Annotated in this window: 24 protein-coding genes and 1 pseudogene; 14 read left to right on the forward strand and 11 right to left on the reverse strand. The window is 32.1% G+C overall.

Translation table 11 applies throughout. The features are described 5' to 3' along the window. Positions 1-3 precede the first annotated feature (3 nt). Genes cas1b through cas6 form a run of 7 tightly spaced genes read right to left on the reverse strand, consistent with a single transcriptional unit; the run spans position 4 to position 8,009 of the window. Complete coding sequence (gene cas1b, locus DTUR_RS03140) at positions 4-999, reverse strand: type I-B CRISPR-associated endonuclease Cas1b (protein ID WP_012582992.1); 996 nt, start codon at positions 997-999, stop codon at positions 4-6. Next, positions 996-1,502 (reverse strand): CRISPR-associated protein Cas4, encoded by a 507-nt coding sequence (gene cas4 / locus DTUR_RS03145; protein ID WP_012582993.1) that lies wholly within the window; start codon positions 1,500-1,502, stop codon positions 996-998. Before cas4 ends, cas1b begins: the two co-directional genes overlap by 4 nt. Beyond that, positions 1,496-3,850: a CRISPR-associated helicase/endonuclease Cas3 gene (locus DTUR_RS03150; protein WP_012582994.1), complete on the reverse strand. Its 2,355-nt coding sequence runs from the start codon at positions 3,848-3,850 to the stop codon at positions 1,496-1,498. Before DTUR_RS03150 ends, cas4 begins: the two co-directional genes overlap by 7 nt. Continuing rightward, the gene (gene cas5b / locus DTUR_RS03155) at positions 3,834-4,550 is read right to left on the reverse strand and encodes a type I-B CRISPR-associated protein Cas5b (protein ID WP_012582995.1); all 717 of its coding nucleotides are present in this window, start codon (positions 4,548-4,550) and stop codon (positions 3,834-3,836) included. Before cas5b ends, DTUR_RS03150 begins: the two co-directional genes overlap by 17 nt. A gap of 13 nt (positions 4,551-4,563) precedes the next feature. Then, positions 4,564-5,475, reverse strand: coding sequence for a type I-B CRISPR-associated protein Cas7/Csh2 (gene cas7b, locus DTUR_RS03160; RefSeq protein WP_012582996.1), 912 nt, complete (start codon positions 5,473-5,475; stop codon positions 4,564-4,566). A 13-nt stretch (positions 5,476-5,488) separates the two neighbouring features. Beyond that, on the reverse strand, positions 5,489-7,246 hold the full coding sequence (locus DTUR_RS03165) for a TIGR02556 family CRISPR-associated protein (protein ID WP_012582997.1): 1,758 nt from the start codon (positions 7,244-7,246) through the stop codon (positions 5,489-5,491). Beyond that, positions 7,239-8,009, reverse strand: coding sequence for a CRISPR-associated endoribonuclease Cas6 (gene cas6, locus DTUR_RS03170; RefSeq protein WP_012582998.1), 771 nt, complete (start codon positions 8,007-8,009; stop codon positions 7,239-7,241). The genes DTUR_RS03165 and cas6 overlap by 8 nt, the downstream gene beginning before the upstream one ends. Before the next feature lie 164 nt (positions 8,010-8,173). Between cas6 and DTUR_RS03175 the strand changes: the two genes are divergently transcribed. Beyond that, positions 8,174-8,899 carry a creatininase family protein gene (locus tag DTUR_RS03175; protein WP_012582999.1) on the forward strand — a complete coding sequence of 242 codons (726 nt, stop codon included), beginning with the start codon at positions 8,174-8,176 and terminating at the stop codon, positions 8,897-8,899. A 19-nt stretch (positions 8,900-8,918) separates the two neighbouring features. Beyond that, positions 8,919-12,077 carry a GGDEF domain-containing protein gene (locus DTUR_RS03180; protein WP_012583000.1) on the forward strand — a complete coding sequence of 1,053 codons (3,159 nt, stop codon included), beginning with the start codon at positions 8,919-8,921 and terminating at the stop codon, positions 12,075-12,077. 33 nt (positions 12,078-12,110) lie between these two features. On the opposite strand, the gene DTUR_RS03185 is transcribed toward DTUR_RS03180, so the two are convergent. From DTUR_RS03185 to DTUR_RS03195, 3 genes are read right to left on the reverse strand one after another with little or no spacing between them, the layout of a single operon-like run. Beyond that, positions 12,111-12,977 carry a GH12 family glycosyl hydrolase domain-containing protein gene (locus tag DTUR_RS03185; RefSeq protein ID WP_012583001.1) on the reverse strand — a complete coding sequence of 289 codons (867 nt, stop codon included), beginning with the start codon at positions 12,975-12,977 and terminating at the stop codon, positions 12,111-12,113. A 39-nt stretch (positions 12,978-13,016) separates the two neighbouring features. Further along, positions 13,017-14,270 (reverse strand): glycosyl hydrolase, encoded by a 1,254-nt coding sequence (locus DTUR_RS03190; protein WP_012583002.1) that lies wholly within the window; start codon positions 14,268-14,270, stop codon positions 13,017-13,019. Next, positions 14,267-15,295, reverse strand: coding sequence for a zinc-dependent alcohol dehydrogenase family protein (locus DTUR_RS03195; RefSeq protein WP_164931000.1), 1,029 nt, complete (start codon positions 15,293-15,295; stop codon positions 14,267-14,269). Before DTUR_RS03195 ends, DTUR_RS03190 begins: the two co-directional genes overlap by 4 nt. Before the next feature lie 93 nt (positions 15,296-15,388). Between DTUR_RS03195 and DTUR_RS03200 the strand changes: the two genes are divergently transcribed. From DTUR_RS03200 to DTUR_RS03230, 7 genes and pseudogenes are all read left to right on the forward strand, one after another. Then, on the forward strand, positions 15,389-15,754 hold the full coding sequence (locus DTUR_RS03200) for a GntR family transcriptional regulator (RefSeq protein ID WP_012583004.1): 366 nt from the start codon (positions 15,389-15,391) through the stop codon (positions 15,752-15,754). After that, on the forward strand, positions 15,755-16,441 hold the full coding sequence (locus tag DTUR_RS03205) for an ATP-binding cassette domain-containing protein (RefSeq protein ID WP_012583005.1): 687 nt from the start codon (positions 15,755-15,757) through the stop codon (positions 16,439-16,441). A gap of 13 nt (positions 16,442-16,454) precedes the next feature. Then, a complete protein-coding gene (locus tag DTUR_RS03210) occupies positions 16,455-17,234 on the forward strand; it encodes a hypothetical protein (RefSeq protein ID WP_012583006.1) in 780 nt (259 codons plus the stop codon). Between the two features lie 49 nt (positions 17,235-17,283). Continuing rightward, positions 17,284-17,475, forward strand: a pseudogene (locus DTUR_RS09505) (ATP-binding cassette domain-containing protein); the annotation flags it as partial. 112 nt (positions 17,476-17,587) lie between these two features. Continuing rightward, the gene (locus tag DTUR_RS03220; protein WP_164931001.1) at positions 17,588-17,776 is read left to right on the forward strand and encodes a hypothetical protein; all 189 of its coding nucleotides are present in this window, start codon (positions 17,588-17,590) and stop codon (positions 17,774-17,776) included. Between the two features lie 3 nt (positions 17,777-17,779). Beyond that, positions 17,780-18,016, forward strand: a complete 237-nt coding sequence (locus DTUR_RS03225) for an FtsX-like permease family protein (RefSeq protein ID WP_337955230.1) — start codon at positions 17,780-17,782, stop codon at positions 18,014-18,016. A gap of 44 nt (positions 18,017-18,060) precedes the next feature. Next, the gene (locus DTUR_RS03230) at positions 18,061-18,435 is read left to right on the forward strand and encodes an alcohol dehydrogenase catalytic domain-containing protein (protein WP_164931002.1); all 375 of its coding nucleotides are present in this window, start codon (positions 18,061-18,063) and stop codon (positions 18,433-18,435) included. Positions 18,436-18,474: 39 nt separating this feature from the next. On the opposite strand, the gene DTUR_RS03235 is transcribed toward DTUR_RS03230, so the two are convergent. Next, positions 18,475-19,656: a hypothetical protein gene (locus DTUR_RS03235; RefSeq protein WP_012583007.1), complete on the reverse strand. Its 1,182-nt coding sequence runs from the start codon at positions 19,654-19,656 to the stop codon at positions 18,475-18,477. Between the two features lie 215 nt (positions 19,657-19,871). On the opposite strand from DTUR_RS03235, the gene DTUR_RS03240 reads away from it, so the two are divergent. Genes DTUR_RS03240 through DTUR_RS03260 form a run of 5 tightly spaced genes read left to right on the forward strand, consistent with a single transcriptional unit; the run spans position 19,872 to position 25,918 of the window. Beyond that, the gene (locus DTUR_RS03240) at positions 19,872-20,858 is read left to right on the forward strand and encodes a GTPase (protein WP_012583008.1); all 987 of its coding nucleotides are present in this window, start codon (positions 19,872-19,874) and stop codon (positions 20,856-20,858) included. A gap of 13 nt (positions 20,859-20,871) precedes the next feature. Further along, on the forward strand, positions 20,872-21,837 hold the full coding sequence (locus DTUR_RS03245; RefSeq protein ID WP_012583009.1) for a Gfo/Idh/MocA family protein: 966 nt from the start codon (positions 20,872-20,874) through the stop codon (positions 21,835-21,837). Between the two features lie 50 nt (positions 21,838-21,887). Continuing rightward, positions 21,888-22,325, forward strand: coding sequence for a MarR family winged helix-turn-helix transcriptional regulator (locus DTUR_RS03250; RefSeq protein ID WP_012583010.1), 438 nt, complete (start codon positions 21,888-21,890; stop codon positions 22,323-22,325). Positions 22,326-22,329: 4 nt separating this feature from the next. Next, the gene (locus tag DTUR_RS03255; RefSeq protein ID WP_012583011.1) at positions 22,330-24,063 is read left to right on the forward strand and encodes an ABC transporter ATP-binding protein; all 1,734 of its coding nucleotides are present in this window, start codon (positions 22,330-22,332) and stop codon (positions 24,061-24,063) included. After that, entirely contained in the window at positions 24,056-25,918 is a 1,863-nt protein-coding gene (locus DTUR_RS03260) for an ABC transporter ATP-binding protein (RefSeq protein ID WP_012583012.1), read from the forward strand. Before DTUR_RS03255 ends, DTUR_RS03260 begins: the two co-directional genes overlap by 8 nt. The last annotated feature ends 80 nt before the right edge of the window (positions 25,919-25,998 follow it).

Below are 25,998 nucleotides of genomic sequence, written 5' to 3' on the forward strand. Positions count from 1 at the left end.
TAATTACCAAGAGGATATGTAAGGTTCGTATTCTTCCTCTCCTATTAGGTGTTTCTCAAGTTTATAAAGCTCAAGTCTTATAAGTCTTCTATACGAGACCTTGCCAAGATTTTTATACTGTATTGTAGTTTTCATTCTTTCTTCAAAATTTTGTACAAAGATTTTCATGCCTTTTTCATTCATGTAAACTCCATCTAACTTTTCTTCAAAATCCTTAGGAGTAATCTCTCCTTTATTTACAAGGCTAAATATTATTCTATCCACAATGATAGGTTTAAATATCTCAGCTACGTCAAGATTTAATGTGAATCTACGGAAATTAGTAGTATGAAGATATCCAATTCTTGGGTCAAGGTGAGTTTTGTATATTTCAGAGAGTGTAGTAGTATAAAGGAGGGAATTTCCAAAACTTATGAGAGCATTCATATAGTTTGAGGGGGGTCTTTTGGTTCTTTCATCAATAAAGAATTCTTCTTTTTCTGTTATTATGTTGAAACAGGAGTAATAAATATCTCTTATATTTCCTTCTATTCCCATAAGTCCGTCCACATTATTAGTAATATCTATTTTTTCTTCCAGTTCTTGAATTCTCTCAAGATAATCTTCTAACTCTTTCTTTTCGCGATTTAGATAATAATTAATCACTCTTTTTATATTTCCCGAAGCTCCTTTTACAATTTTTGTTGCTATCTTTAATCTTTTTTCATTATCTAAGTAGTGCTCTGCTTGTTTTAGAACCATAAAACCAGAGTTATAATGTTCCCTTGGGTAAAAGCTTCCTATATAATATTCATAATAGTTATAGAAGTGCAATATTATTTCTTTTTGAGATATTAACTCTAAAAACTCTTTATTAAGGGTTACCTCACCAAAAAAGTGTATATCCCTAATGTTTTCTATGGGAAGATACTTCTTTTGACCGTCGGACGTTTCGAAAAATATTGTATTGTGCTTTCTTTTTAGTTCCCCACTTGAAAAAATATAAATACTTTCGCTCATGACCAACAAAGCTCCCTGTATGCACAGTGTATACAATAATTTATTTTTTCTGGTGCAGGAGGAAGATTTTTATAAATGATCTCAGTTATCTCATAGATTATTTTTTCTATCTTTTTCTCTTCCTCTTCGGTAAGATCTACCTTTATTCTTTTCTTTTCCTTTGGGAAAAGGAGTATTCCTTTAGCTTCTATGCCGTAGTTATATTTTAAGTTATATAGGTAAAAAAGAAGTTGGAGTTTTGCACTCTCTTGAGCTTTTGAGGTCTTCTTTATTTCTCCTATAAGGAGCGTGTTATTTTCAGTTTTTATAAGGTCAATTATCACATTTTCAAGGTTTACTTTTTTCTTTTCTTCATTATAACTTTCCATGTCAATAAATCTTCCAAGTTCTAAGTATGGATGATCTTGATCAGGAGTAATCTGATGAGACATAAGCCAACACTGTCTTTTGCAGATAAGAAAACTTTCTACTAATGTTCCTGTAATTAATCTTGGAACTACCATAATAGGATCTCTGCCTTTGCCTGGTAACCTGTAATCTTGCTATAGAAATCCTCTAAGTTATCTTTACTTACATAGCCAAAACCGTTTACTATTGGAGGTAAATTCTCTATTTTAGTGGGTACAGATATGACGTATTTGTAAAAATCTCCTTTTATTTTTTGAAATTCAGTCCTTCTTTCATAAATATCTTTTATCTCTTTTAAATTGCAATATTTTTTCCATAATTCTTCAGCGTATTCGTCAAGTTCTATAAAAACATCTATTTTGGGATAATCCTCTTCAATGAGTTTAAAATTCTCAATACCTACTTGTTCTTTATCTTCGGTTTCTGTCCATCCAGAATATCTTAATGTGTAAACAGCATTGAGCAGATTTTTGGAGATATCATGAGATTTTCTGTCGTTTATTTCTAAAAAATAGTCTTGAATAAAGTTAATGAATTTGATCTCTTCTATTTTTTCTTCCTTTTTGAGTAGATCCGTGGTGACCTCTAATAAAATCTTGTCATAGATATATGAGGCGTATTTTCTTCTTTCATCTTTTAAGATAAATATATCTACTTCTCCTATATCTTTTTCCCAATTTCGATTACATCTTCCTGCAGATTGATTTATAGAATCAAGAGGTGCTATGTCTCTATATACTATATCAAGATCAATGTCTACTCCTGCTTCTACCAGTTGAGTGCTTATTACGATTCTTGACTTTTTATTTCTAATCTTTTCTATTCTTTCTAACCTTTCTTTAGGAGTAACGTGGCTTGAGAGAAAAATAATGTCCTCTTTTGTTTTTTCTCTTAAAAGTTCATAAAATGTTTTTGCAGAGTTTATGGTATTTAGTATAAACATATAACTTTTGTCGGGTTCAAAATTAATTCTTTCAACGAACTCTTCTAAACTTAATACTTCAGAAAGATTGGGAATTAATATAGTACGATTTAATTGAACAAAATAATCTTCACCTTTTACTAAGTTAAACATTTCATCTTTTTGGAATATTAAGGGTTGAGTTGCAGTAGAGAAAATAATGTAACAATTAAATTTTTCTACAAGACCTATAAAGATCTCCCTAAGAAGTAACCAATATTTCATAGGAATTGATTGTACCTCATCAAGAATTATGATACTTCCAAATATTCTGTGTAGTTTTCTTAAATTACTATTTCTGTTAGATAGAAGAGTTTGGAAAAGTTGTACAAAGGTAGTGATTATTATTTCAGAGTTCCATCCTTCAATTAAGATTTTTGCATCATCTGGTTCTAATTCTTTTTCGTCAATTTTATAATATATATCCGCTAAGTGATGGTGTTTTAACAAAATCGTTGTGTCTATTTTTCCAAAGTAATCTTTAAGTATTTTCTCTATTACTTCTGCATTTTGTTCAATAATACTTAAGAAAGGTAGTGAATAAATGATTCTTGGGGTATAATTCAGCTTCTTCTTTATTTTTTCTCGAAGTTTTAATGCAAAAGCAAGAGATATGAAGGTTTTGCCAAGCCCAGTAGGAAGATTAAGAGAGTAAATCTTTTGAGAAAGATCTATTTCTTTACTTAAAGCCTCATTATAAGCTTTTTCTCTGAGATTATTAATTGGTTTTTTTTCTATTTTAATAGTTTTTTTGAAGGCATCGACTATAATATATGGTATTTCTTGTAAATTTCTTTCGGGTTTACCAATAGTTACTTCACTTTTATCACTATCTATTAGAAGGGAAAATAATAGATTATTTAAAAAGTAGTAGTCTAAGGATTTTTGTTTAGAGAGTCTTTTCATACTTAGCCTAAGAATTTTTATATCCTTTGAAACTTCTTCAAGAATTGAATATAGTTTTTCTTTGGAAATTTCTTGAAAATTGGGATCTTCTAAATTTTTTATTAATTTCCCAAATTTTTCTTCATCTATAGAGTCTATTTGCTTTTTCAAGAGATTCTTTTCTTCTTCATCCAAGTCTAGTTCTATGGTTATGTCTGAAAAATTTCCATGGTGCCTTTTAACGGTGAGAAAAGCAATTACAGGAAAAAAGATCTTAACATCTTCTGGAATATTTTCCCTAGAAAAAGAGTTTTTAGTTATGTAGTAAGCAATAATAGAGGAGAGGAGAGAATGTCTGGTCTCTTTCTCTCCTCTCTTCTCTCCTTTAAGAAGATAATCTTGGAAAAATGTAGTAGACTTTCCTATATCATGGGAAAGGGTTATGATTTGAGCTAACTTTTTTATATGTTCTTTTTTAATTGGCAGTTTTTCTATGGGAATGTCTTCCAAAAATTTCCAGGAAAGCTCCTTTACATTTTTCAAATGTAATTCTAATGGTTTTTCAGGATGGGAATAAAGTTCAGAAAAAGATGACATTTAGATTCTCTCCCTTATAATAGGAGTTTACAAAAGCCTTGATAGGTTTTCCATTACTTTCATATATTACATCTTCGTATTTTTCTACCACTCTTTCTTTGTTCATTATTACGGGTATTCTCTCTCTAAAATAGCTCTTGCCTTCTTCAAATATGATCTTGCTTTCGGAGATGTAAGACATGGGGAGAAGGGAGTGAATATAAACCTCTTCTTTCTCTTTTATTTCAATAAACTCAGCCACTTTTATAAATTGAAAATCCCCAATAAGCTCTGAAAGCCCTAAGGAAAAAGTGAAGAAAGTTTCATGGTTTTTAATCTTGTTTATTACATCTTCAAAGATGTTTTCATCCTTGTGGTAAAAATAGACCCTATATCTTGGATCTTTTATAAATTCAGTCTTTACTTGAGTTCTAGCATTATGATTTTTAGTTTTAACGGGTTGCCAGAAGTTGTCTTTTGTGTTTATTAAGTTAAGCCCCAGTCTTATCTTCTTTATAGGATTCATTATTTGTAGAGAGATTTTACAATTTTCTGGACAAAGTACTTCCAGATATTTTTTTCTATCTATTCCAGCAATGGCTCCTATCATCCCTAAGATGGTAGGGGGAGGAGGAAAGGAAAAGGATAGGGGAGAGGATGTAGTATAGAATCTTCTAAAGTGAGCTAAATCTCCAAATATATCAAATACAAGAACTTTCATTTAAGATCATCTCCTAAAAAGAAAGTTCCTCAAGAGAAAGCTGTGATAAAGCTTGAGTTAAAGATGTGTCCATACCGTCTTTTACTAATCTTAATCTTTCATCTACTTTATATCTTATTTTTTCAATTTTTCCTTTATTCTCCTCAAGGGCTTTTGCAAGATCAGAGATGTCAATCTTTACCTGAGAGATATCTCTTATTTTTTCATCCTCTATATCAGATATTAACTTTATTCTTCTATTTAGTTCACCAATGTAGAAATAAGAATCGGGTTTATATACAATTTGTATGAGAAGTCTTGGAACTTGGCCGAATTTAGAGCCTGAAATTAAATTTTTGGTTCCATGCCACATAGCTTCAAGCATATAATCCACATCTTCCTGAGTAAGAGGAATATTCTGTACTTTAGCAAGGTTATCGTTTACTATTCCATAAAAGGCTATAAGAGAATAGGGAAGTATATACTTTTCAGTAAAGGTGCCTTGAGTTTTCTCTGCTCCAGAGGGCATTACAGTTGTACCTTTAATATAAGTTAGATCAACCCTATGGAGAGATCTTCCATATTTGAATTGAACAGGTCCAGTTAAAGCCATAGTTTTTCCTTCCACCGCTGTAGTTGCCCCAAAAAGTCTTATATCAATGCATTTTTCTATCACTTCTTGATTGCTCTTGAATTCTTCAAGCCTTTCTTCTTTAGTTTTTAGTTTTCCATCTTCTTTTCTTATTTCTCTTATAAATACCTCTAATCCTTTATACTCATATAGATAATCTCTTATGGTTCTTTTTAATCTTACATCGGTGACAATGTTTACTCCTGTCTCTTCATCTATTCTTGGCTTATTTTCATCAACGGGATCTCCATTAGGGTTTGCATCGGTCACATCATAGAGAAATAATAGTTCAGACCTATTTTTTAACTCAGTCATTTTTAAACACCCCCTAATTAGTTTTTTCATAAACTATAGAAGTAATTTCTGGTAAAAGATTCATACCACAAACAAAGTAAAAGTTTAGTTCGTCATTGGATAATTTCCAATTGTCTCCTGCTTGAAGGAGATAGTAGGATGCTTCTTCTGCTATTTTCTGTTTGCCTTTATCAAAGGCATCATATTCTTGAAGTTTATTGATTACCTTTGGAAGGAGCCCTTTAAAGTCCTTTTCTTCCATTTTTAAGCTTTTAAGTTGTTTTCTAAATGGGGTACTTTCTCTTTGGGAGTATTGTATGTTTAGGAGCATCTGGGTCAATGCACCCAAAAGGAAAAGACCCTTTTTCACTGGATGGTCAAAGGTGGGAGAGAATCTTTTAAATACAGGATCAAACAATCTCTCTTCATCCATGAGTTTCACCTCCATTTGTATTAAATTTAAATATGTTAAGAATAAGAGGGACATAATAGCATCTTTTACAACCTGTGGAAAATATTCTTCTCTTACGAAGGCAATTCTTACTCTTTTCATAATAAATTGCATAAGGAAGTTTTTATCTATAGGTCTTGCTTTAAATATTCGGTCCACAATATCTAAAAAGTAGTTAATTAAGTCTTGATCTCTATTATTAGGATCAGATTTGGAGAAGAAGGTCCATAGGTTTCTAAAGGTAAAATCGATTTCAAATAATTTGTCAATTTTGTCTTTTATATTAAATATGGTTCTGAGTCTTGAAGGAAGTACGTCTTCAATTAGAGCAAGTATTTTTTCAGCGCTTTGTCTTCTTTCTATAAAGAGAAAGTTTAAGGTTAAGTTATCCTCAACAAAACTTAAATAATTTAAGATATCTTCCTCATCAGTTAGGTATTTTTTAGCTTCTCGTTTTCTTAAGTTTATAAGTTTATTTGTCTCAAAAAAAGTATTTAAAACGTCTTCTTTTACAAATTCTTTTCCAATTACAAATTTAGGTATAAGCTGATAGGATAAACCTCCTAATTTAAAAGTTAGTTCTTTGTTAATATATTCTTTTCCTTTTTCAAGGCTTCTTCTACAGTCCTCGCAAAGAGGAAAATTTTTCCAGGCTTCCTTTTCTTTAAATCCACCAGCTATAAAACCTGGTTTGTCAACAGTAAAGAAAGTGTAAATACCGTCCCCTACACTTACTTCCTTTTCCTCAAGACAGATAGAACATATACCTATGGTGCTACCTTTTTTACCCTCTCTTATTCTAAGAAGATCCTGTAAGATTCTTACAAAAACTTCTTTATCCCCGAGATATTCAATTTTATGAGGACTTCTAAATTTAAAAGTAAGGAAAATTCCTCCCTCCTTTTTTGGAATTTCTTTGATGAGCTCATTATATTCCTTTATAAGTTTCTCTGTGTTATTCATGATTTCTTTACTTAAGTTTTCTAGAAATGCTCTTTCTTCGGTGCTGAGTTTAATATTTTTATTCGATAAAACCTCCTTAAACCATCCTATAATTTTATTTTTCAGGGTTTTATCAATTTCAGTAACCTTAGTTGAAGGTGAAAAGTTGGCTCCGTTATTTGGTCCACCTCTGTATAGATATCTTACAAGTTTATCTGTGGAATATTCTTCTCTTTCTATTCCTTTATACTGGTATTTTCCCTCCCTCTCCTCAAAAGTAAGGCAAAATACATTTTTATATTTTCTCTCTGCATTAGGATCTTCTAATAAAGTCTGTAAGGGATCCGAGATTTTCTTACCTAAAATAATATCTCCGATTTCTTTCACTGCATCAAGCATTTTCATCCTCCTCCTTTTCTCTCCATATTTCCCACATACCAAATCCTCCTGAGTTTTTGTTTCCCAATCCTGCCTCGTAGGTTACGTAGATTAATTCAGGACTTCCAGTAAGCTCATATACTCCGGTATATCCCTCAATTATTGTGTCTTTAAATTTAACAAGTTTTAAATTATCTTTTACAGAAAACTTCAGGGGTTTTATTTCTAACTTTAGTTCCTCTGGGTCTTTTCCATATATTAGGTGAAATTTCTTTTTAGCATTATTTTCTATTAGTTTGGAAAATTCTTTATCTATGGGCTTGTAAAAATGTACAATTTTGCTTCCATCCGCCTTCTTTAATGTACTATATATGGTGATAGGAGATATGGCTTTTATTTTTACTTTTTCTTCAATTTTAGGAGTTGTGATTATTTGAAGTTGAGATATGTATATTTTCTTTCCACAAAGTTCAAATTCTCTCTCTTTAAAGCTTCTTTCTGCAAGATTTTCAACAATATCTTCTATTGGGGAAGAAAAATAGAATGTAATTTTCCTTTTAAAGATTAATTTTGTGTCATCCTTAGTAGGGATACCCTTCTCAAGGATACGAGAGAAGGTAAAAAGCTTAAATCTTCTTTTCCCATATGGAAAACCAATATTGTGAAGATTTGTGGCAAGCTGCGGGGAGAAGGTTTTGTAAATAAGAGCCTGGATATGATGATTATAGTGCTTAGGAAGTACTATATCTCCGTCAAGAGTCTCATATGTTATTTTTATTCTCACTTTTTCTTCCCCCTAATTTTTAAATAATTTTAACATATAAACCTTTTGTTTAAATATTACCATATTGATGGGGTCAAAATAAGTCACTTTTCTTTTTAACACAAAAAGAAATTTTTAAAGGATAAAATTAAAGGTAAAAGTAAAAAGTTATGGAGGTTGAAGGTATGCTTAAGTATAGGTATGAGAGCATGTTTCCTTATCATCTTAGAGAAGTTCTTGAAAAGAACCCTATAGTTTATCTTCCTGTAAGTCCTCTTGAGTGGCATGGAGAACATCTTATATTTGGTACTGATCCTTTTAGAGCAAGAAAATTATTGGAGCTTGTATGGGAAAGATTAGGAGGAGTGCTCATGCCTACTTTGTATGTGGGGACTGATAGTACTTTGGTGGAAGATGGAGAAGAATTTTGGGGAATGGAGATGTTTGCAAAGGAGAGAATACCTGGAAGTATTTTTGTAAGAAAGGAAACTTTTTACAATCTTCTTAAAGATATACTTAATTTTCTTGAAAGGACTGGTTTTAAGTTATGTATTTTATGTACAGGACACATGGCAAAACCTCAAATAGAAGTAGTAGAAAGGTTAGAAGAAGAACATAAAGAAAGGAATATGAGGGTGCTTTCATGGCATTGGGGAAAGGTAAATTACCCTAAGGAGCTTATGACCCCAAATCCTCTTCATGCAGGAGTTGAAGAAAGTAGTGAGATTTTAAGTATTGATCTTTCCTATGTAGATCTTGATAGGATAGGAAGTATGGAGGTGGATAGGAAAGTTAGTTTGCTAAAAGAGAATTTGAAAGGTATTAGTGAAACTTTAGGGATAAAGAGGTTTAACTTTGAGGTTGAGGAACTTATTAAAGAGATTATGAAATGTTATAATAAAAATAGTTAGTTAAAAACTTTAATGTAAAATGGATTTTCTTTTAGAGAATTTAAATCATATTGAAGAGCTTTTAAAGAGGGAACCTATAATATATTTAAACCTTCCAAGGGGAAGTGGAAGAACCTATTTATTAAGATCTCTTTTTGAGAGAAATAAGTCTTATTCTCTTTTTACCCATTATGCATCCCATAGAACTCCAATTGGTGAATTCTTTTTAACTCTTCTTTCTTTAATAGATAAGAGGGCTTTTTTTAAAGAAAAGGGAGATTTAGTGGGTCCCATATTAGTAAGATATATTCATCCTAGGTTCTTGTCCTATCTGGAAAAGTATAAATCCGAAGAAGTGATATCTTCAGATTTAGAGATAGGTCAAATAGCTGATATAGCCTCATATATTTTAGGGCAGAAAAAGATAAAATATTGGATTTTTGATAATTGGCAGGAATATTTAAATTATAACGAGATTTTTAAAGAATTAATACCCTATTTGAATAAAAAGCACAGTGTAAATTTTGTTGTTGCTGGTGAAGATTTTGATGCAGAAGCTTATGAAATAAGTTCTGAGGCCTTATCGGTTCCTATAAGTGAGAAGACTTTTATAGAAGAAATAAAAAAGGCATTTAATTTGCCCCATAAGGATGCATTAAAACTTTTTGAAATGAGTAATGGAAACTGGAATAATGCTTTAATAGTATATAAGAACAATTTTAAAACCCTTCAAGAGATTATTAATGAAAAAGTCAATTCTTTAACAGATAGCGAGAAAAAAGCTCTTTATACTCTTACTTTTGTTGGAAAGACTTTTTCCTCTACTTCCATAAAGGCATTAAAGGAACTTTATGGTCCCTTAAATTTTATTATGGATTTTGTTAAGACAGGATTAATAAGGTGGGAATATCCTCTTTGGAGATTTGGATCCGAAGAGGTTTTAAATTATATAAAAGAGAATATGTCTCATGATTCATCTCAATTAAAAGAGGAATTTATAAAAAAACTTTCTTCTTTTAACTATTGTGATATATGGGGAAGAATAGGAGTGTTAGCTGAGGATAATAGGAAATATTGGAAGTATGCAAAGATAAGGGAGTTTAGAACCTCTTATAACACTCAGAGGAAAATGGAAATTTTGGAAGAAATTATTAAAAAAGATGAGGACAGTAGAAATATATATAAACGAAGGTTGATAGATCTTCATATAGATTTCCAGAAGTTTGATAAAGCCCTTATTATAATTGACTCTATTGAAGATAAAAATGAGCTTGATCTTGCAAATAAAATTAGATGTTTATCATATTTAGGAAGGTATGAGGAGGCAAGAAAAATAACAGAGGAAATTGTTGGTAGACTAAAAGTGGATTATACTCTTCCTCAGGTTCTTTCTAGGTTGGTTAGTTATTACTTTCTTACTAAGGAAAGTCTTGATGGTTTAATTCTATTGAATAAATATTTAGAAGATATTTTACGCTTGAGGAGTTCTCCTAAATACCTTGCTAATTTTTATAATGCCTTAGGACTTTTGACTCTTACTGATAGTAAATTTGAAAAGGCTCTTTCCATATTTGAGAATGGGCTTATTTTTGCCGAAAAAACAAGAGACAAAATAATATTGCATAAATTAATAAACAATCTTGGCGATTTGAGGAATTACCTTTATGGTCCTAAGAGTGCATTAGTACTTAATCAAAGGGCATATGAGATATCAAAATCCCTTTCTAAGAATTTAATGGTTATTAGCCTTGGAAACTTGATTAAAAGTAAAATGCAATATGCTGATTTCTCTGAAGTAAAAAACTTATTAAATGATCTGGAAGAGCTACTGTCTGAAGTAGAATTAGAATATTTTCTTTACTCGGGATATAGAAGATTAGCGATTGCATATCTTAGTTATAGAGAAGTGGAAAAATTAGAAGAAGTTATGAAAAAATTGGATAGTCTAAAGACTATTCCAGAAAGTAAAGTTCTATTGAAGATTTTAAAGAGTTTCTTAGGGGAGATTGAGATAAGCGAAGATGAAGTAATGTGGACAAAAGAAGAACAGATAATGACTCTATATATGAAATTAGTTGCTGAAAAAAGCTTAAAGATTTCTAAATCTTTAAGAGATTATCCTACCGATTATCCTATTCACAATTTTTTGAAAGGATATATTCTCAGGGAAAGTTTTTTTACACTTCTCTCTTACATAGACTTGATGCTTGAGAGATGGGAATTTTTAGATGCTCTTTATTCTTATAAACTTCTTATTAGATTCCTTGAAAAGGATAAAAATTTAAATGTCTTTATTCCCTATATAAGACTTGAGATTATAGGACTTGCTACCCTTTTAAATCTTCAAAAGGAGTTAGAAACTCAGATAATAGAGCTTTCTTCAGATTATGTAAACCTAATGAAGGAACATTCAAAGGTAAAAGCTCTGGAAGGTTATGTGGGAAAAGCTATTATAGATTCTGAAGATGAGAATGAAGCCTTAGAACTAATATATAGGGTTATTTCAGATTTTGTAGATGATTTTCTGTTAGTATTGAAAGTTGGAGAAAAAACTTTAGAAAAAGGCAATAAGCTTATTTATAGGAATAGATTTAGATTCTTCTATAAAAAGCCTCCTTTTTCCATAACTGTCTACTCCCTTAAAAATCTTCCTCCTTCTCTATTCTTTGTTATACGAAATCTTCTTAAGAGTTTTATTGTCTTTTGGGAGAGAAAGTATGGTATGTTTGATCCATTGACAGGACTTTTTAATAGATCTTATGGGGAGAGAAAGCTTGAAGAAGCTTTTTTGGATTTCTTGCGTGAAAAGGAAGATTTTAGTGTGGTTTTTGTAGATATAGATGGATTTAAAAGAATAAATGATACCCTTGGGCATTCCTATGGAGATTATGTATTGAAAGAGATTGCAACTGCCATCAAGAATTCTATAAGGCAAAGTGATTCTGCGGTAAGGTGGGGTGGTGATGAATTTTTAATTCTATTAAGGAAAGCTGATTATAACGAGGCACTAAAAGTGGTAAATAGAATTAAGGATAGAATTGAAGATATAACTAGGGGAGAAATAAGGATTAGTTTTGGTATAGAGACAACTTCAGAGGAGATATCTTCTTATAGGGAACTTGTGGATAAAGCAGATATGAAGATGTACGCTCAAAAATTTAGAAAGGCAAAGGGTTTAGAAAATACTAAAAGAGATTAGTTATAAAGGGACCCAATACTGGGTCCCTTTTCTTTATTTAGATTCAATGTTAAAGTTTGAGAAGGTCCACCCAAATTTTGCTTCATTGGTGTAGGGATCTCCAAATTCAGTTCCAATTTCCCAAACCGTTACATACATCTGGTCATATTTTTCTGCAGTTATTCTACTGGAATTATTAGCTATAACTGTTCTTAAATGTTTTATAAAATCCTTTATTGGTATTTTTACTTCTCCTTGGATAATGTTTTCTTTTGATTTATAAGCAATGTAATCCCAACTCCCTGGTGAGAAATATACTTCCCATACAATGTCTTTTTGATTTCCATTGAGAATAATTGGTATTTTTACTTCTGCTACTTTTCTTCCTGCAGGAGAGAGTCTATTGGCATAAAGCCATACCATCATCTCAATATCTCCTGCGGTTACTGTTTTTTGATATGGTTCTTTTGTTATCCAGGTCTCCATTGCAAAGTTTATAGAGAGATTTCTCTCATACCATATATTGTATTTTAAGTTAAATAAAACATCGGGAAATTCTAATACTTTTCGTGGAAGAACTAATTTTTCAATGGAGTTTCCATGGGCAGACCATGGCTTGTATCCATAATAAACCTCAGGATACCCATGTACCCATGAGTTTTTATCCTTTAGTATTATATTTTTTATATCTGCATAATATTCTACTGCATCTTCTTCTTTATAAAATGCCATCCACGTATTTCCTTCATACTTTGCAATATTCCAAAAATTAAGCTCTATGGTAAGGGGAAGATTTTTGGTTATCACATCCCCTGAAGATGGTTCTTTAAGGATAAATGCGTCCTTATACTTTGGAGTTTGGCTAAAGGAGAGAGTAATAAGAAGCAAAAGAAATACGATTAAAAGTAGATATTTTTTCATAGGTTTCCTCCCCAAAAATAGTTTTTTTTTGAAATTATTTTAGCATGATAAGAAAAGATGAGTCAAATTTTTTAAATTTTCCAGAGTGATTACTTTTTCGTGATTGTAAACCTTTTTAAAATGTTCTTTAGAATTGAAGTTTTCATTAAAGACGAAATCTCCAAACCAGGGCATAAACCATAGGAAGTAAGCTTCATACTCAAAAAGAAGATCAGGATCTGGAATGGGTCCATTTTCTGTTAGAGCTACGAGTTTTTCATTATCGGTAAGTCTTAATAAGAGATCATAAGAAAACTTCATGGGTCCATAATTTCCAGGTGGTGCATAATGGTCAATACCCGCTATGTCGTATAGGTCTTTCTCAATTTTCCATTCGGGATGAGGAGCATTCCATATCCATATTAAGTTGTTTAATCTGTATTTCTCTGTAAATATCTCATAAAGAAGCATGTATAGTTTTTTGTAGTTTTCAGGACCTTTTGCACCCCACCAAAACCATTTTCCATCAGCTTCATGAAGGGGTCTCCATAAAATTGGAATATCAAGATCTCTAAGTATGGAAAGTTTTTCTGCAATAATCTCTATATCTCTCAATAGAGTTTTATTCTCTTCAGTGCCATTTAGGAGGGCTTCTTCTAAATTAAAGTCAGTGTTAACGGTGTAAAAGGTTTTATCCTTTCCTCCCAAGGGTGCATACCAGTGCCAACATAGAGTGATAATGCCTCCAAGGTCTTTTGCCCATTCTATGGCTTTTTCTATAGAACCTTTATTCCCTTCAATCTCAATTAGGGCATGGGGAGTCATATCTTGAGTCCTTACGGCTGGAGTATAACTTAAAAGATCAAAACCACGAAGGGCAGGTTTTTTCCCTGTGAAATATTCTATGTAGGCTATCTCAGGACCTAAGGCAGTGTTTGTATGTTGTCCAGCTATTATGTATTTGGAATAAATCTTTTGTAAGAATTCTAAAAGTCTTTTAGCATTATCTGAGAGATTAGGCCTTATTTTATAATTTGTGATCTTTGTAGTAGAATAATCTTTCTCTTTAATTTCTAAGGAAATTATTTTAAAGTCTTCTTGAGGAAGATTTATTTTAAAAGAGTATTTTCCAGGTTTAAGTTTTAATTCTCCTATGTAGGAATGAGTTTCTCCCTGTGGAAATTGTATTTCTCCAAAGGCAAGGTTGTTTATGAAAACGTGAGTTTTTGAAAATTGATTTAAAGGAGTGTGATTTAAGTAGAGATCGTAATATTTTTGTTTCTCAATTATAAATTCTATTTCTATAATTTTCATCTTATTTTCAATACCTTTGCCCCTCTAATTTTTCCTTCTTTTAGCTCAAGAAGGGCTTTATTAGCTTCTTCCAAGGGATATATTTGAATCTCAGGTTTAAAATTTAGTTTTTCTGCTATCTTTAAAAATTCCTCTACATCTTTTCTTGTTACATTGGCTACACTTTTTATTTCCTTTTCCATCCAAAGATCTCTTTCATATTTTAAGTTCAAAAGAAATTCTTTATCTCCCTCTTCCTTTCTTATGGCATTTATCACCAATCTTCCACCTTTTTCAAGGTTTTTTAGTACTGAAATTATGGGCTTCCATGCTGGAGTAGTGTCTATTATGGCTTTTAGTTTTTCAGGAGGATCTTCATCGAAATCTCCTGTCCAATAAGCTGAAAGTTCCTTTGCAAAATTTCTTTCTTCTTTGCTTCTTGCAAAGACAAAAATTTTTGAACTAGGATAGAGAAATTTTATCATTTTTAATACCAAGTGTCCCGATGCTCCAAATCCAGAAAGTCCAATATTATCTCCATCTTTTATGTTGGTGAGTTTTAAAGATCTATATCCTACAGCACCTGCACAAAGAAGGGGAGCCGATTCTTCATCGGAATAATTCTCAGGAATCTTGTATGCAAAATCTTCTGAAACCACTGTATACTCTGCATATCCTCCATCCACATCTCTTCCTGTAGCCTTAAATTCATCGCATAGATTTTCTTGCCCTGATAAGCAATATTTACACTTTCCACAAGAAGAATTTATCCATGCAATACCTACCCTTTCTCCAATGGAAAATTTATTTGCATTTTTACCCTTTTCCACAACTCTTCCCACGATTTGATGTCCTAAGATTATGGGAAATTTTGATGGAAGAGTTCTTCCTTCAATAATATCTAAATCGGTTCTGCAAACTCCGCATGCATATACCTCTATTAATATTTCTTTCTCCTTTGGGGTTGGAACTTCTATTTCCTCAAGGGTTAGAGGATTTCTGTCTATGGATAGATTTTTTATCTCTTTTAAAAGCATCGCCTTCATCTTCATAGGAGATATTATACACCAAAATTGTTGACAAGATTAAAGTAATACTGTATTATATAGCTAATACAATAGTATAGAAAGGTGGTGAAGATGATTAATTTTGATGAGGAAATTCCCATATATTTGCAGATTATGGATTTTATTAAAAAAGAAGTAGTAAAAGGAAAGCTTAAAGGGGGTGATAAATTGCCATCGGTGAGGGAGCTTGCAGAGATGTTGAAGGTAAATCCTAACACTGTTCAGAAAGCTTATCAAGAACTTGAAAGAGAGGGTATAACTTACACATTAAGAGGGATTGGTTCCTTTGTAACTCAGGATGGAAAGAAAATAGAAGAACTTAAGAAAAAAATGGCAGAGGATGTTTTGGAAAGATTTTGCAAGGATATGAGAGATTTAGGTTTTTCTGATGAAGATATTATTGCTTTGCTACAAGGTTATTTGAAGGAGGTTAAGTAAATGGAGATTCTTGAGATTTCTAATCTCTATAAGGATTATGGTAAAAAACTTACTTTGAAAAATATTAACCTATCTTTTAATCTTGGTGAGATTGTAGGACTTTATGGACCTAACGGGAGCGGAAAGACTACCTTTTTAAAAATCGTAGTTGGACTTTTAAAACCTTCAAAAGGAAAAGTATTGGTAGATGGCAAAGAGGTTGGAGTCTATTCAAAATCTATAATTTCTTATCTTCCCGATAGAAATATTTTTCCTTTGTGGATGAAGATTAAAGATACTTATAAATTTTACAGAGATTTTTTTGATTTTGATGATAAAAAATTTAAAAATCTTCTTGACTTTTTTAGTTTAAAAGAAGATTTATCTCTTAAAGCACTTTCTAAAGGTGACATGGAAAAATTACTCCTAAGTCTTTCCCTTTCAAGAAAAGCCAAAATTTATCTTTTGGATGAGCCCCTTAGTGGCATAGATCCATCTACAAGAGACAAGATTATTACAAGTATTTTAAAAAATTACTATGAAGAAAGCTTAATGATTATAGCTACTCATCTTATAAATGAGATTGAAACTATAGCAGATAGAACTATTTTCCTATACCAAGGTGAGATTGCTTTAGATGAGAATACAGAAAAAATAAGGGAACAGAAGAAGATTTCTATAAATGAACTCTTTAAGAGTATGTTTTAGGGAGGAGAATAAGATGAGGAATGTAATAAATATTGTAAAATATGAAATTTTGGGGAAAAAGAACGCTTATCTAATTTCTCTACTTACATTAATAGGGTTGGTTTTTACTATTTATGCAAGGTTAAATTCTACTGTTATGAATAGAGATGATCTAAGTCTCATAATTTTTGTATTTCTCTTTTTGGTGTTTTTGGTAGGCATAATACTCATAGCAATTAGTAATCTTATGGATATTAATTCTAAGGATCTTAACTATTTGAGCTTTACTTTACCCCTGAAACCTTCTGTTTTGTTTTTAAAAAGGATGATTATATATTTAATTGAGCTTTTAAGTTTCTTAATTGTCATAATATTTTTAACATTTTTCATTTTAAGACTTTACAATACTTCTTTCTCTCATGCTGTAATTAATTATTTTTCCAGTTATGGAGCTATCTTGTTTTTGGATTTTCTCTTTGGTAACGTTATTGCCTTTTTCCTCGTTTCTCTCATGATTATTGCTAAAAAACTCCCCTATGAAAATAGAATTTTGAAAATAATCATTTATATTGGATGTATTTTATACCTATTATATAAGGGTCATTTAAATAATTTTCTAATCAAGATTTTTCCTCAAAAACTTCCTATTTTTATCCCTGCTTTTGATTATAATATTAGTGGAAAGTTAGGAATAGGATTTAGTGTTCCTAAGATAGAATATTTTGTGGTGGAGGTAATATTAAGAATTTTGATACTTGCAATTATTATTTTTCTTTACAATAGGCTATTAAATAAGATGGAAATCAGGAGGTAGGAGAAAATGATAAAGGTGGAAAATTTATATAAATATTATCTTATTTATGCTTCCTCTAATATTTTCAGAGGGTAATAACAGGGAATTAAGGGTAAAGGAAGCTATTGAGAAGGTTGGTCTTTCTCATAAACTAAAAAATAAGGGAAACGAGCTTTCTGGGGGTGAAAGACAAAGGGTTGCTATTGCGAGAGCTATTGTTAATAATCCATCAATTTTACTTTGCGATGAGCCTGCAGGAAATAAGTAAGATGTGAAGATCTTTAAAAATATAAATGGAGTGTCTGCAGTAAGGGCTGTTGTAGAAGTAATTTTGAGCGAGATTAGGATCAATAGTAAGAAATTAGCCTTTGTTTATGGCTAAGGAATACTCAGTAGGAGATGAGAGTTATTTTGAGAGATATGGATATGAAGTAGTCTATATTAGAGCAGAGTCTTTTAGAGAAGTAGAGGAGATTGCAAAGAAGATAAAAGATATGGGGTTTACGGTTAACACCTTTAAAGAAGCCTTAGACGAATTAAATAAGTATTTTAGAATTTTTTAAGGAATTTTAGGGGGATTTTTGGGAATTTTCATGGGATGGTTTTTAAATAATCTTTTAAATTTCGCTTTAAATAAAATGTTAATTAAAGACTCGTCAAATTTTGTAAGAATCTTTTATGTTCCTCTTCCTTTGGTTATTGCCACCTTACTTTTTGCTTTACTGCTTTCTGCTGTAGCAGGGCTGTATCCTGCAATAAGAGCATCAAGACTTGATCCTGTGGAGGCTTTAAGGTATGAGTAAAAAATAGTAAAATATATTTACAAAATTAAAACTTAGAAGGTAAAATGAAGTCAAAAGCAATAGTGTTTAGAGGACCCTTTCAGTTAGAGATTAAAGAGTATGATTTAAGAGAATTAGAAGAGGGGAAGATTTTGGTAAAAACAATTTACACGGGAGTAAGTCCAGGTACAGAGCTTAGAGTTCTTTCTGGAAAGCAGAAAGGAGAAAAATTTCCTCTAATTCCTGGTTATGAAAATGTGGGAAAAGTAGTTGAAGAAGGTAAACAGAATATTCCATTCTGTTTTAATTATCATCCTACCCTTTTTGATCACGAGATAGATATTTTGGTCTCAAGAGATTGCACTTATTTTGATCTATTGGAAGGATACAAAAAGCTGATGAAAGAGGAAATAATTAAGGCAATATTCAAATGGAGCTAACCAAGGGGAGAAATTAATTTCTCCCCCTTGGTTTTTCTCTTACTTATGGGAGTTTAGATTTGTCTTTATCTTAGGAGAATAAACTTCTTCTGCAGATGGTGGAATATCGGGGCTTACGTCTAAATTCATAATATATCTTAAAGATCTAACAAGCATTAATTTGAATAAATCTTTATATGTAGTAGTATATCCTTCAGGACAGGATGTTGGTCCATTTACCACATACCATTCTAATGGAGTTGTAGTAGCTAAAACCTTTCCCATATTATATCGGTACTCAATGTATGTTGGATATTGACTACTTCCGTCTCCGTAATTTTCTTTTACATATACCATGAGATTAGATATATTAATAGAATCAAGGTTATTAAAACCACCATGACTTGCGTAGTTTCCATAAAGTTGTGCAGGAAAGTTTTTAGTAATGGGATGCTCAAAATAGACAATATCATTGTAATTTTCGTAAGCATCTCTCCAGCTTACTCCACCAGGAAGGGTAGAAGAGAAGTTTCCATTTTCCCATCCCATATCGCAAGCTATCCAAAAGATGGTCCCACCGTTATATACAAAGTTGTCAAAGGCATTTTTATTGTTAGTATATACATCATAAAATCCTTGGGGCTGATCCCCCTCAATTATTACTAGATTGCCAAGATTGAAGTCTAAATTAGGATTTTCTATATTTAATTCTCTGTATTCGTATTGATTTTGTCCTGTCCCCTCGGTCATACCAATTGATGAGAGGATATCTCCTATAACTGTTGTGGGTACTCCTGCTTGACTCCAAGCTGAGCTGTTTTCTCGAAAAATTATTACGTGTTTAATTACCTTTGTTAAAATCATCATCTCCGAAGTTTTAACTTCATTTTCTCCTACTGTGATAACTAAGTTTGCTGGCTGATATTCCTTATTAACATCTTGAGCTAATAATAAATAGGTGCCTGAAGGTATGTTCTGGAATTTGTAAGATCCGTTGTTTCCCGTTATGACATAGTATGAGTCGAGGTTAAGTGGAGATTCTTCACTTTCGGGGATTAATGTCACTTTTATGTTTGCACTTTGGTTAGTTGGTTTATCAAAATAGTTTACTATTCCCTGGATAATGCTATCTCCTAAACCCACATTGATTTCTCCCGGATTTGTTGTTGCTTTTTGGGTACATCCTGAAAGGAAGATGCCTGAGGTGATTAATATTAGGGAAAACAAAGCCAATTTTCTCATAAAGGCCTCCAGTTGATTTATTGGGTAAATAGATTCAGTTTATTTAAATTAGAGGGTTAGAGACAAATTAATAAACTAAATTTATTTACTCTAATAAATATTATACCATAAATATTTTTTAAAATAATTATAAAAGTGACTTATATCACACTTTGAGAAGCTATTTCTTTTTTAATGTATAATCATGAAGGATAACAATTAGAAGGGGTGATTTTATGCCTGCTAATTTGCCACCTCAATATTTTGAGGCAGAAAAGAAATTCCGAGAGGCGAAAACTATTGAAGATAAGATTCAGGCATTAAAAGAGATGCTTGCTATATTACCTAAACATAAAGGTACCGATAAGATGAAGGCAGATTTAAGAAGAAAACTTTCCCAACTTATGGAAGAGGCAGAAAAAAGGGCTAAAAAAGGAGGTGGAAGGGGACTTGATTATATTGAAAAGGAAGGAGCAGGTCAGGTGCTTTTAATAGGTCCCCCTAATACTGGAAAATCTAAATTTTTTACCCTTCTTACAGGGGTCGAGAGTTTAGTTGCTGATTATCCTTTTACTACCATGAATCCTGTGATTGGTATGTTACCTTATGAAAATATTCAAATTCAACTTGTAGATCTTCCTCCTCTTTGGGAGGAATCGGAAGGGTGGATGTATAACTTAATAAGAAATGCAGATTTAATAATCTTATTTTTAAGCATGGATCTTGATTCCATAGTGGATGAATATATAAAGATAAGAAATCTTTTGGAAGGAAAAAAGATAAAGCTTGTAAGGAAAAATCCTGATAGAGATCCTTATTCTCCTATTAAGGAAAATAGGGGCATTGTAATATTGAATAAAATTGATATTTTTGCTCCCGAGGAAAGAAAGGAGGAAATAGAGATTATAAAAAAAGATCTAAATGTATTTTGTGTATCAGCTGAAGAGGGTGTAAATATGGAGGATATTAAGAAGAGCATATTTGATGCTCTACATATAGTAAGGGTTTATACAAAAAAGCCCGGGTATCCTCCCGACTTATCAAAACCATATATTCTTGAAAAGGGAAGTACTGTATTAGATGTAGCAGAGATGATCCATAAAGATATTGCAAAAAATTTAAAATTTGCAAAGCTTTATAAAAAAGACGGTTCAGTAAAAGGACTTCCTGTAGAAAAGAGTTATGAGGTAAAAGATGAAGATATTTTGGAATTTCACACTTAAGGAGGGAAAATTTATGAGATGGGGAATAGTGGGAACTGGAAGGATTGTAAGGGATAGGTTTTTGCCTGCCTTAGAGCAAGTTCCCGGGGCAAAGTTGACAGCTATTGTGACCACAAATCCAGAGAGAGCAAAAGATCTTTCTGAGAGATATGGGGCAAGAATTTATTCTAATTTAGAAGCTGTAGAAGATGTAGATGTGATCTATATTGCAACGCCAAATAAATTTCATAAAGAGCAGACAATAATATGTGCTAAGATGGGAATTCATGTGCTTTGTGAAAAGCCTATGGCGCTTAGTGTGAAAGAGGCTGAGGAGATGGTAGAAGAGTGCAAAAGAAATAAGGTTATTCTTGGAATTGCCAATATGGGAAGATTTAATCCTTTTAATATTGGAGCTAAAAAGCTTCTTGAGGAAAATATTGTGGGGAAAATTGGAATTATAAAGGCAAGCTTTTCTTTTGTAAATAATGAGAGGAATGCCTGGAGATATAGTTTAGATCTTGCTGGGGGTGGAGCCATAATGGATATTGGAGTTCATGTGATAAATACCCTTCATTTTTGGTTTCCTAATAATAAAGTTGAAGAGATTGTGGCTATCAATGAGCATTATGGGTATGAGGTAGAGCAAAATGCAGGTGCAGTGGTACGTTTTGATAATGGTATGATGGCACTTTTGGATGTAAGTTATGATACTATGCTTTCTGTGTCCTTTGAAATACGCGGAGATGAAGGTATTTTATATATTCTTGACACATTATATCAGGAGTATGATGGAAAAGTAATCCTAAGAAGGTTTAATAATTACACCTTTTATAATTTTTATGGAGAGAATCAATATGTGGCTGAGATAAAAGACACGGAGGAGGCTATAAAAGAAGGAAGAGAGCCTGCAACTTCAGGAACTGATGGGCTGAAAGATATGAGGGTAATAGAAGGTTGGTATGAATCGGCAAAAGAGAAAAAGTTAGTATACTTGTAAAATTTATAGTGGAGTGATAATATTTAGATAGCTAATTTTTGGAGAGAAGTATGGAGAAGAAGAATATATATGAAATATTTAAAGAAGTGATAAGGGAGCACTTTATAAGGAGAGAAAAACTTCTTAGTGGTTTGAAGCTTTATCGGGGACAGGCGCCTATACTTCTTCTTTTATCAGAAAGAGATGGTTTAACCCAAAAGGAGATTGTAGAAAATATGAAAATAAAGCCTTCTACCGTTGCTATAATGATAAGGAGAATGAAAAAAAGAGGTTTAGTAATTACAAAGAGGGATGAAAAAGATAAAAGGTTCTCAAAGGTTTATCTTACCGATGAGGGAAGAAAATTTATCTGTAAACTGAAGAAAACTTATAAACAGCTTGAAGAAGAATGCTTTGGGAACTTTACAGAAGAGGAAAGAGAGACTTTAAAAAATTATTTAGAAAGGATCAGAGATAATTTGAGAATACTTAACGAAGAAAAAGGGTAAAAATATGAGAAAACTTTTGAAGTTTTTAAAACCTTATACTTATGCAGTTATTCTTGCACCTCTTTTAATGCTTGTGGAAGTTATTTGTGATCTTTATCAGCCTAATTTGCTTGCTAAAATTGTAGACCAAGGAATTTTGAAAAATAATTTTCAAGTTATTCTTAACACAGGACTTATTATGTTAGGTATTGCTATGATAGGTATGATTGGAGGTGTTGGCTGTACCATTTTTTCTTCTATTGCAAGTCAGAATTTTGGTAAGGATTTAAGAAATGAGTTATTTAAAAAGGTTCAAAAACTTTCCTTTCATAGTATTGATAAATTTAAATCATCTTCTCTTATTACACGTCTCACCAATGATGTAACCCAGCTTCAGACCCTTGTCATGATGGCTTTAAGAATAATGGTAAGAGCGCCTTTACTTTTTATTGGTGGGATAATTATGGCTATATCCCTAAATAAAAATCTTTCTTTCATATTTTTATTATCAATTCCTGTCCTTATTGCTCTCTTTTTGTTTATTATGAAAAGAAGCTTTCCTTTGTTTTCAGAAGTACAAAAAAGAATTGATTATGTGAATAGTGTGGTGAGAGAGAATTTAGTTGGGATAAGATTAGTAAGGGCTTTTAGAAGGGAAGATTATGAAAGGGAAAGATTTAAATATGCTAATACTGCTTTGATGAATGCTATTATAAAAGCGCTTATGCTTATGATAATTGCCATGCCTCTCTTTATGCTGATTATGAATTTTAGCATTTTAGCTGTGCTATGGTTTGGAGGACTTCTTGTGGAAAGAGGAAATATGCAAGTTGGAGAGGTGATGGCTTATATAAACTATATGGGACAGATTCTTTTTTCTTTAATGATGATTGGAAATATTTTGATTTTTATCTCAAGGGCTTCAGCGTCAGCTTCAAGAGTGGTAGAAGTACTTGAGGAGAAAATTGACATTGAAGATAAAGAGGAGAGTGATACAAGATCTATAGAGAGCGGGAAGGTTAAGTTTGAACATGTTTATTTTAGTTATTTCAAGGATAGGGAGCCTGTACTTATAGATATAGATTTTGAGGCTGAAGCTGGAGAGATTATAGGAATAATAGGTACAACGGGTTCTGGAAAATCTACCTTAGTAAATCTTATTCCAAGGCTATATGATGCCACTTCTGGAAGAATTCTTGTAGATGGTAGAGATGTGAGGGATATAAATTTGAGGGTTTTAAGAAGTGCTATTTCCATGGTTCCCCAAGATATAATTTTGTTCTCTGGAACTATAAAAGAAAACATTTGCTGGGGAAAAGAGGATGCTACTGATGAAGAAGTGATAGAAGCTGCCAAAATTGCTCAGGCTCATGACTTTATAATAAGGCTTCCTAATGGATATGATACAGTAATTGGAGAGCGTGGGGTGACTCTTTCTGGGGGACAAAAGCAGAGGATTGCTATTGCAAGAGCCCTTATCAAAAAACCAAAGATTTTAATTCTGGATGATGCTACTTCTGCGGTAGATTTTGTAACAGAACAAAAAATAATCAGAGGGTTAAAGGAGATAATGAAGCATTGCACTACCTTCTTAATAGCTCAAAGGGTAAGTACTATGATGAATGCTGATAAGATTATAATTCTTGACAGAGGGAGAATTGTAGGTTTTGGTACTCATTATGAACTTTTAGAGAAGAATCCTATTTATCAAGAGATTTATAGATCTCAAATAGATGAAGAGGTAGTAAAACATGCGTAGAGATGATAGAACTTTAAGAAGCCAAATTCCTCAGAGAGGTTTTGGTCCGAGACCTTTCGGTGGTCCTGGGAGGGGAGGTCCTCGGTTTAGTTTTGAAAAGATTGAAATAAAAGATCCTTTGGGCACATTGAAGAAGTTATTAAGATATATAAGTCTCTATAAATGGGGATTTGTCTTCTCATTTTTATTGGTATTTATCTCCTCGGTTTTAGGTATAATTGGTCCCTACCTTATAGGTCGTGCCATAGATTTGTATATACTACCTAAGAAATTTGCAGGCTTTCTTAATTTTCTCATCCTTCTTGGAGGAATTTATCTTTTATCTTCTTTTCTTGCCTGGCTTCAAGGTTATATAATGTTGAAAACTACTCAAAAGTTAGTATTCACATTAAGAAGCGATTTATTCAACAAATTTCATTCTTTGCCTGTTAAATTTTTTGATCTTCGCCCTTACGGAGACCTAATGAGTAGGATAACCAATGATATTGATAACCTTAGTATGGTTTTGTCTAACAGTGTGATACAATTTTTCTCTGCTATTACTACTCTAATTGGCATAGTAATTATGATGCTTAGAATAAGTATTCCTATGACCTTTGTAAGTTTAATAACTATTCCATTGACTGTATTTTTAACTGACTTTATCTCAAAAAGGACTCGAAATTATTTTTATGCTAATCAGACTCTTCTTGGAAAGTTAAATGGAATCATAGAAGAGGATATTTCGGGCTTAAAGGTAATTAGAATATTTGGTAGAGAGGAAAAGGAGATTAAAAAATTTGAAGAAGTGAATAATGATCTTACTCAAGTTGGTATAAGAGCTCAAATATTTTCTGGTTCTATAGGTCCTCTAATGAACCTTTTAAATAACTTAGGATTTGCAATTATAGCTGGAGTAGGAGGTTTTTTTGCTTATAGAAGATTAATTACAATAGGAGATATTACAGTTTTTATTAACTACTCAAGGCAATTTACAAGACCTATAAATGAGCTTGCTAACCAATACAATATGATTCAGTCTGCTATTGCGAGTGCTGAGAGAATTTTTGAGGTTATGGATGAAGAAGATGAGAAGGATGTCATGGATGGAGCAATAGAGCTTAAGGATATTAAAGGTGAAGTGGAGTTTAAGAATGTTTGGTTTTCTTATGTTAAAGGTAATCCTGTAATAAAAAATGTGAGTTTTCATGTAAAACCAGGAGAAGTTTTTGCTCTTGTTGGACCTACTGGGGCAGGAAAAACTACAATTGCGAGTTTGGTGGCAAGATTTTACGATGTGGATGATGGTGAGATTTTAATTGATGGAATAGATATTAGAAGAATAAGAAGAAAGAACTTAAGGGAATTTTTGGGGATTGTTCTTCAAGATACTCTCCTCTTTTCTACAACAATTAGGGAAAATATAAGGTATGGGAGACTTTCTGCTACCGATGAGGAGGTTGAAGAAGCGGCAAAATTGGCTCATGCCCATGACTTTATAATTAAACTTCCCCAGGGCTATGATACAGTGCTCTCTGAAGATGGAGGGGGTCTTAGTCAAGGGCAAAGACAGCTTATTGCTATTGCGAGGGCTATTCTTGCAGATCCTAAGATTTTGATTCTTGATGAGGCTACCAGTAATGTGGATACGGTTACAGAAAAATATATACAAAAAGCTATGTTAAATTTAATGTCAGGAAGAACGAGTTTTGTGATAGCTCATAGACTGTCTACAGTAAAAAATGCTGACATGATTTTGGTGATAAACAATGGGGAAATAATAGAGATGGGAAGTCATGAGGAGCTTATTAGAAAGAAAGGTTTTTATTATCGCCTTTATATGAGTCAATTTGCCGATGAAGTAGAAATAAAATAAAACTTACTAATAAAAAAATTGACTCTTTTTAAAATTAATTTTATAATACAACCACAATTAAAATTTTACTTAAGGGGGTG

The sequence above is a fragment of the Dictyoglomus turgidum DSM 6724 genome (genome assembly GCF_000021645.1).
Classification (GTDB): Bacteria; Dictyoglomota; Dictyoglomia; order Dictyoglomales; family Dictyoglomaceae; genus Dictyoglomus; species Dictyoglomus turgidum.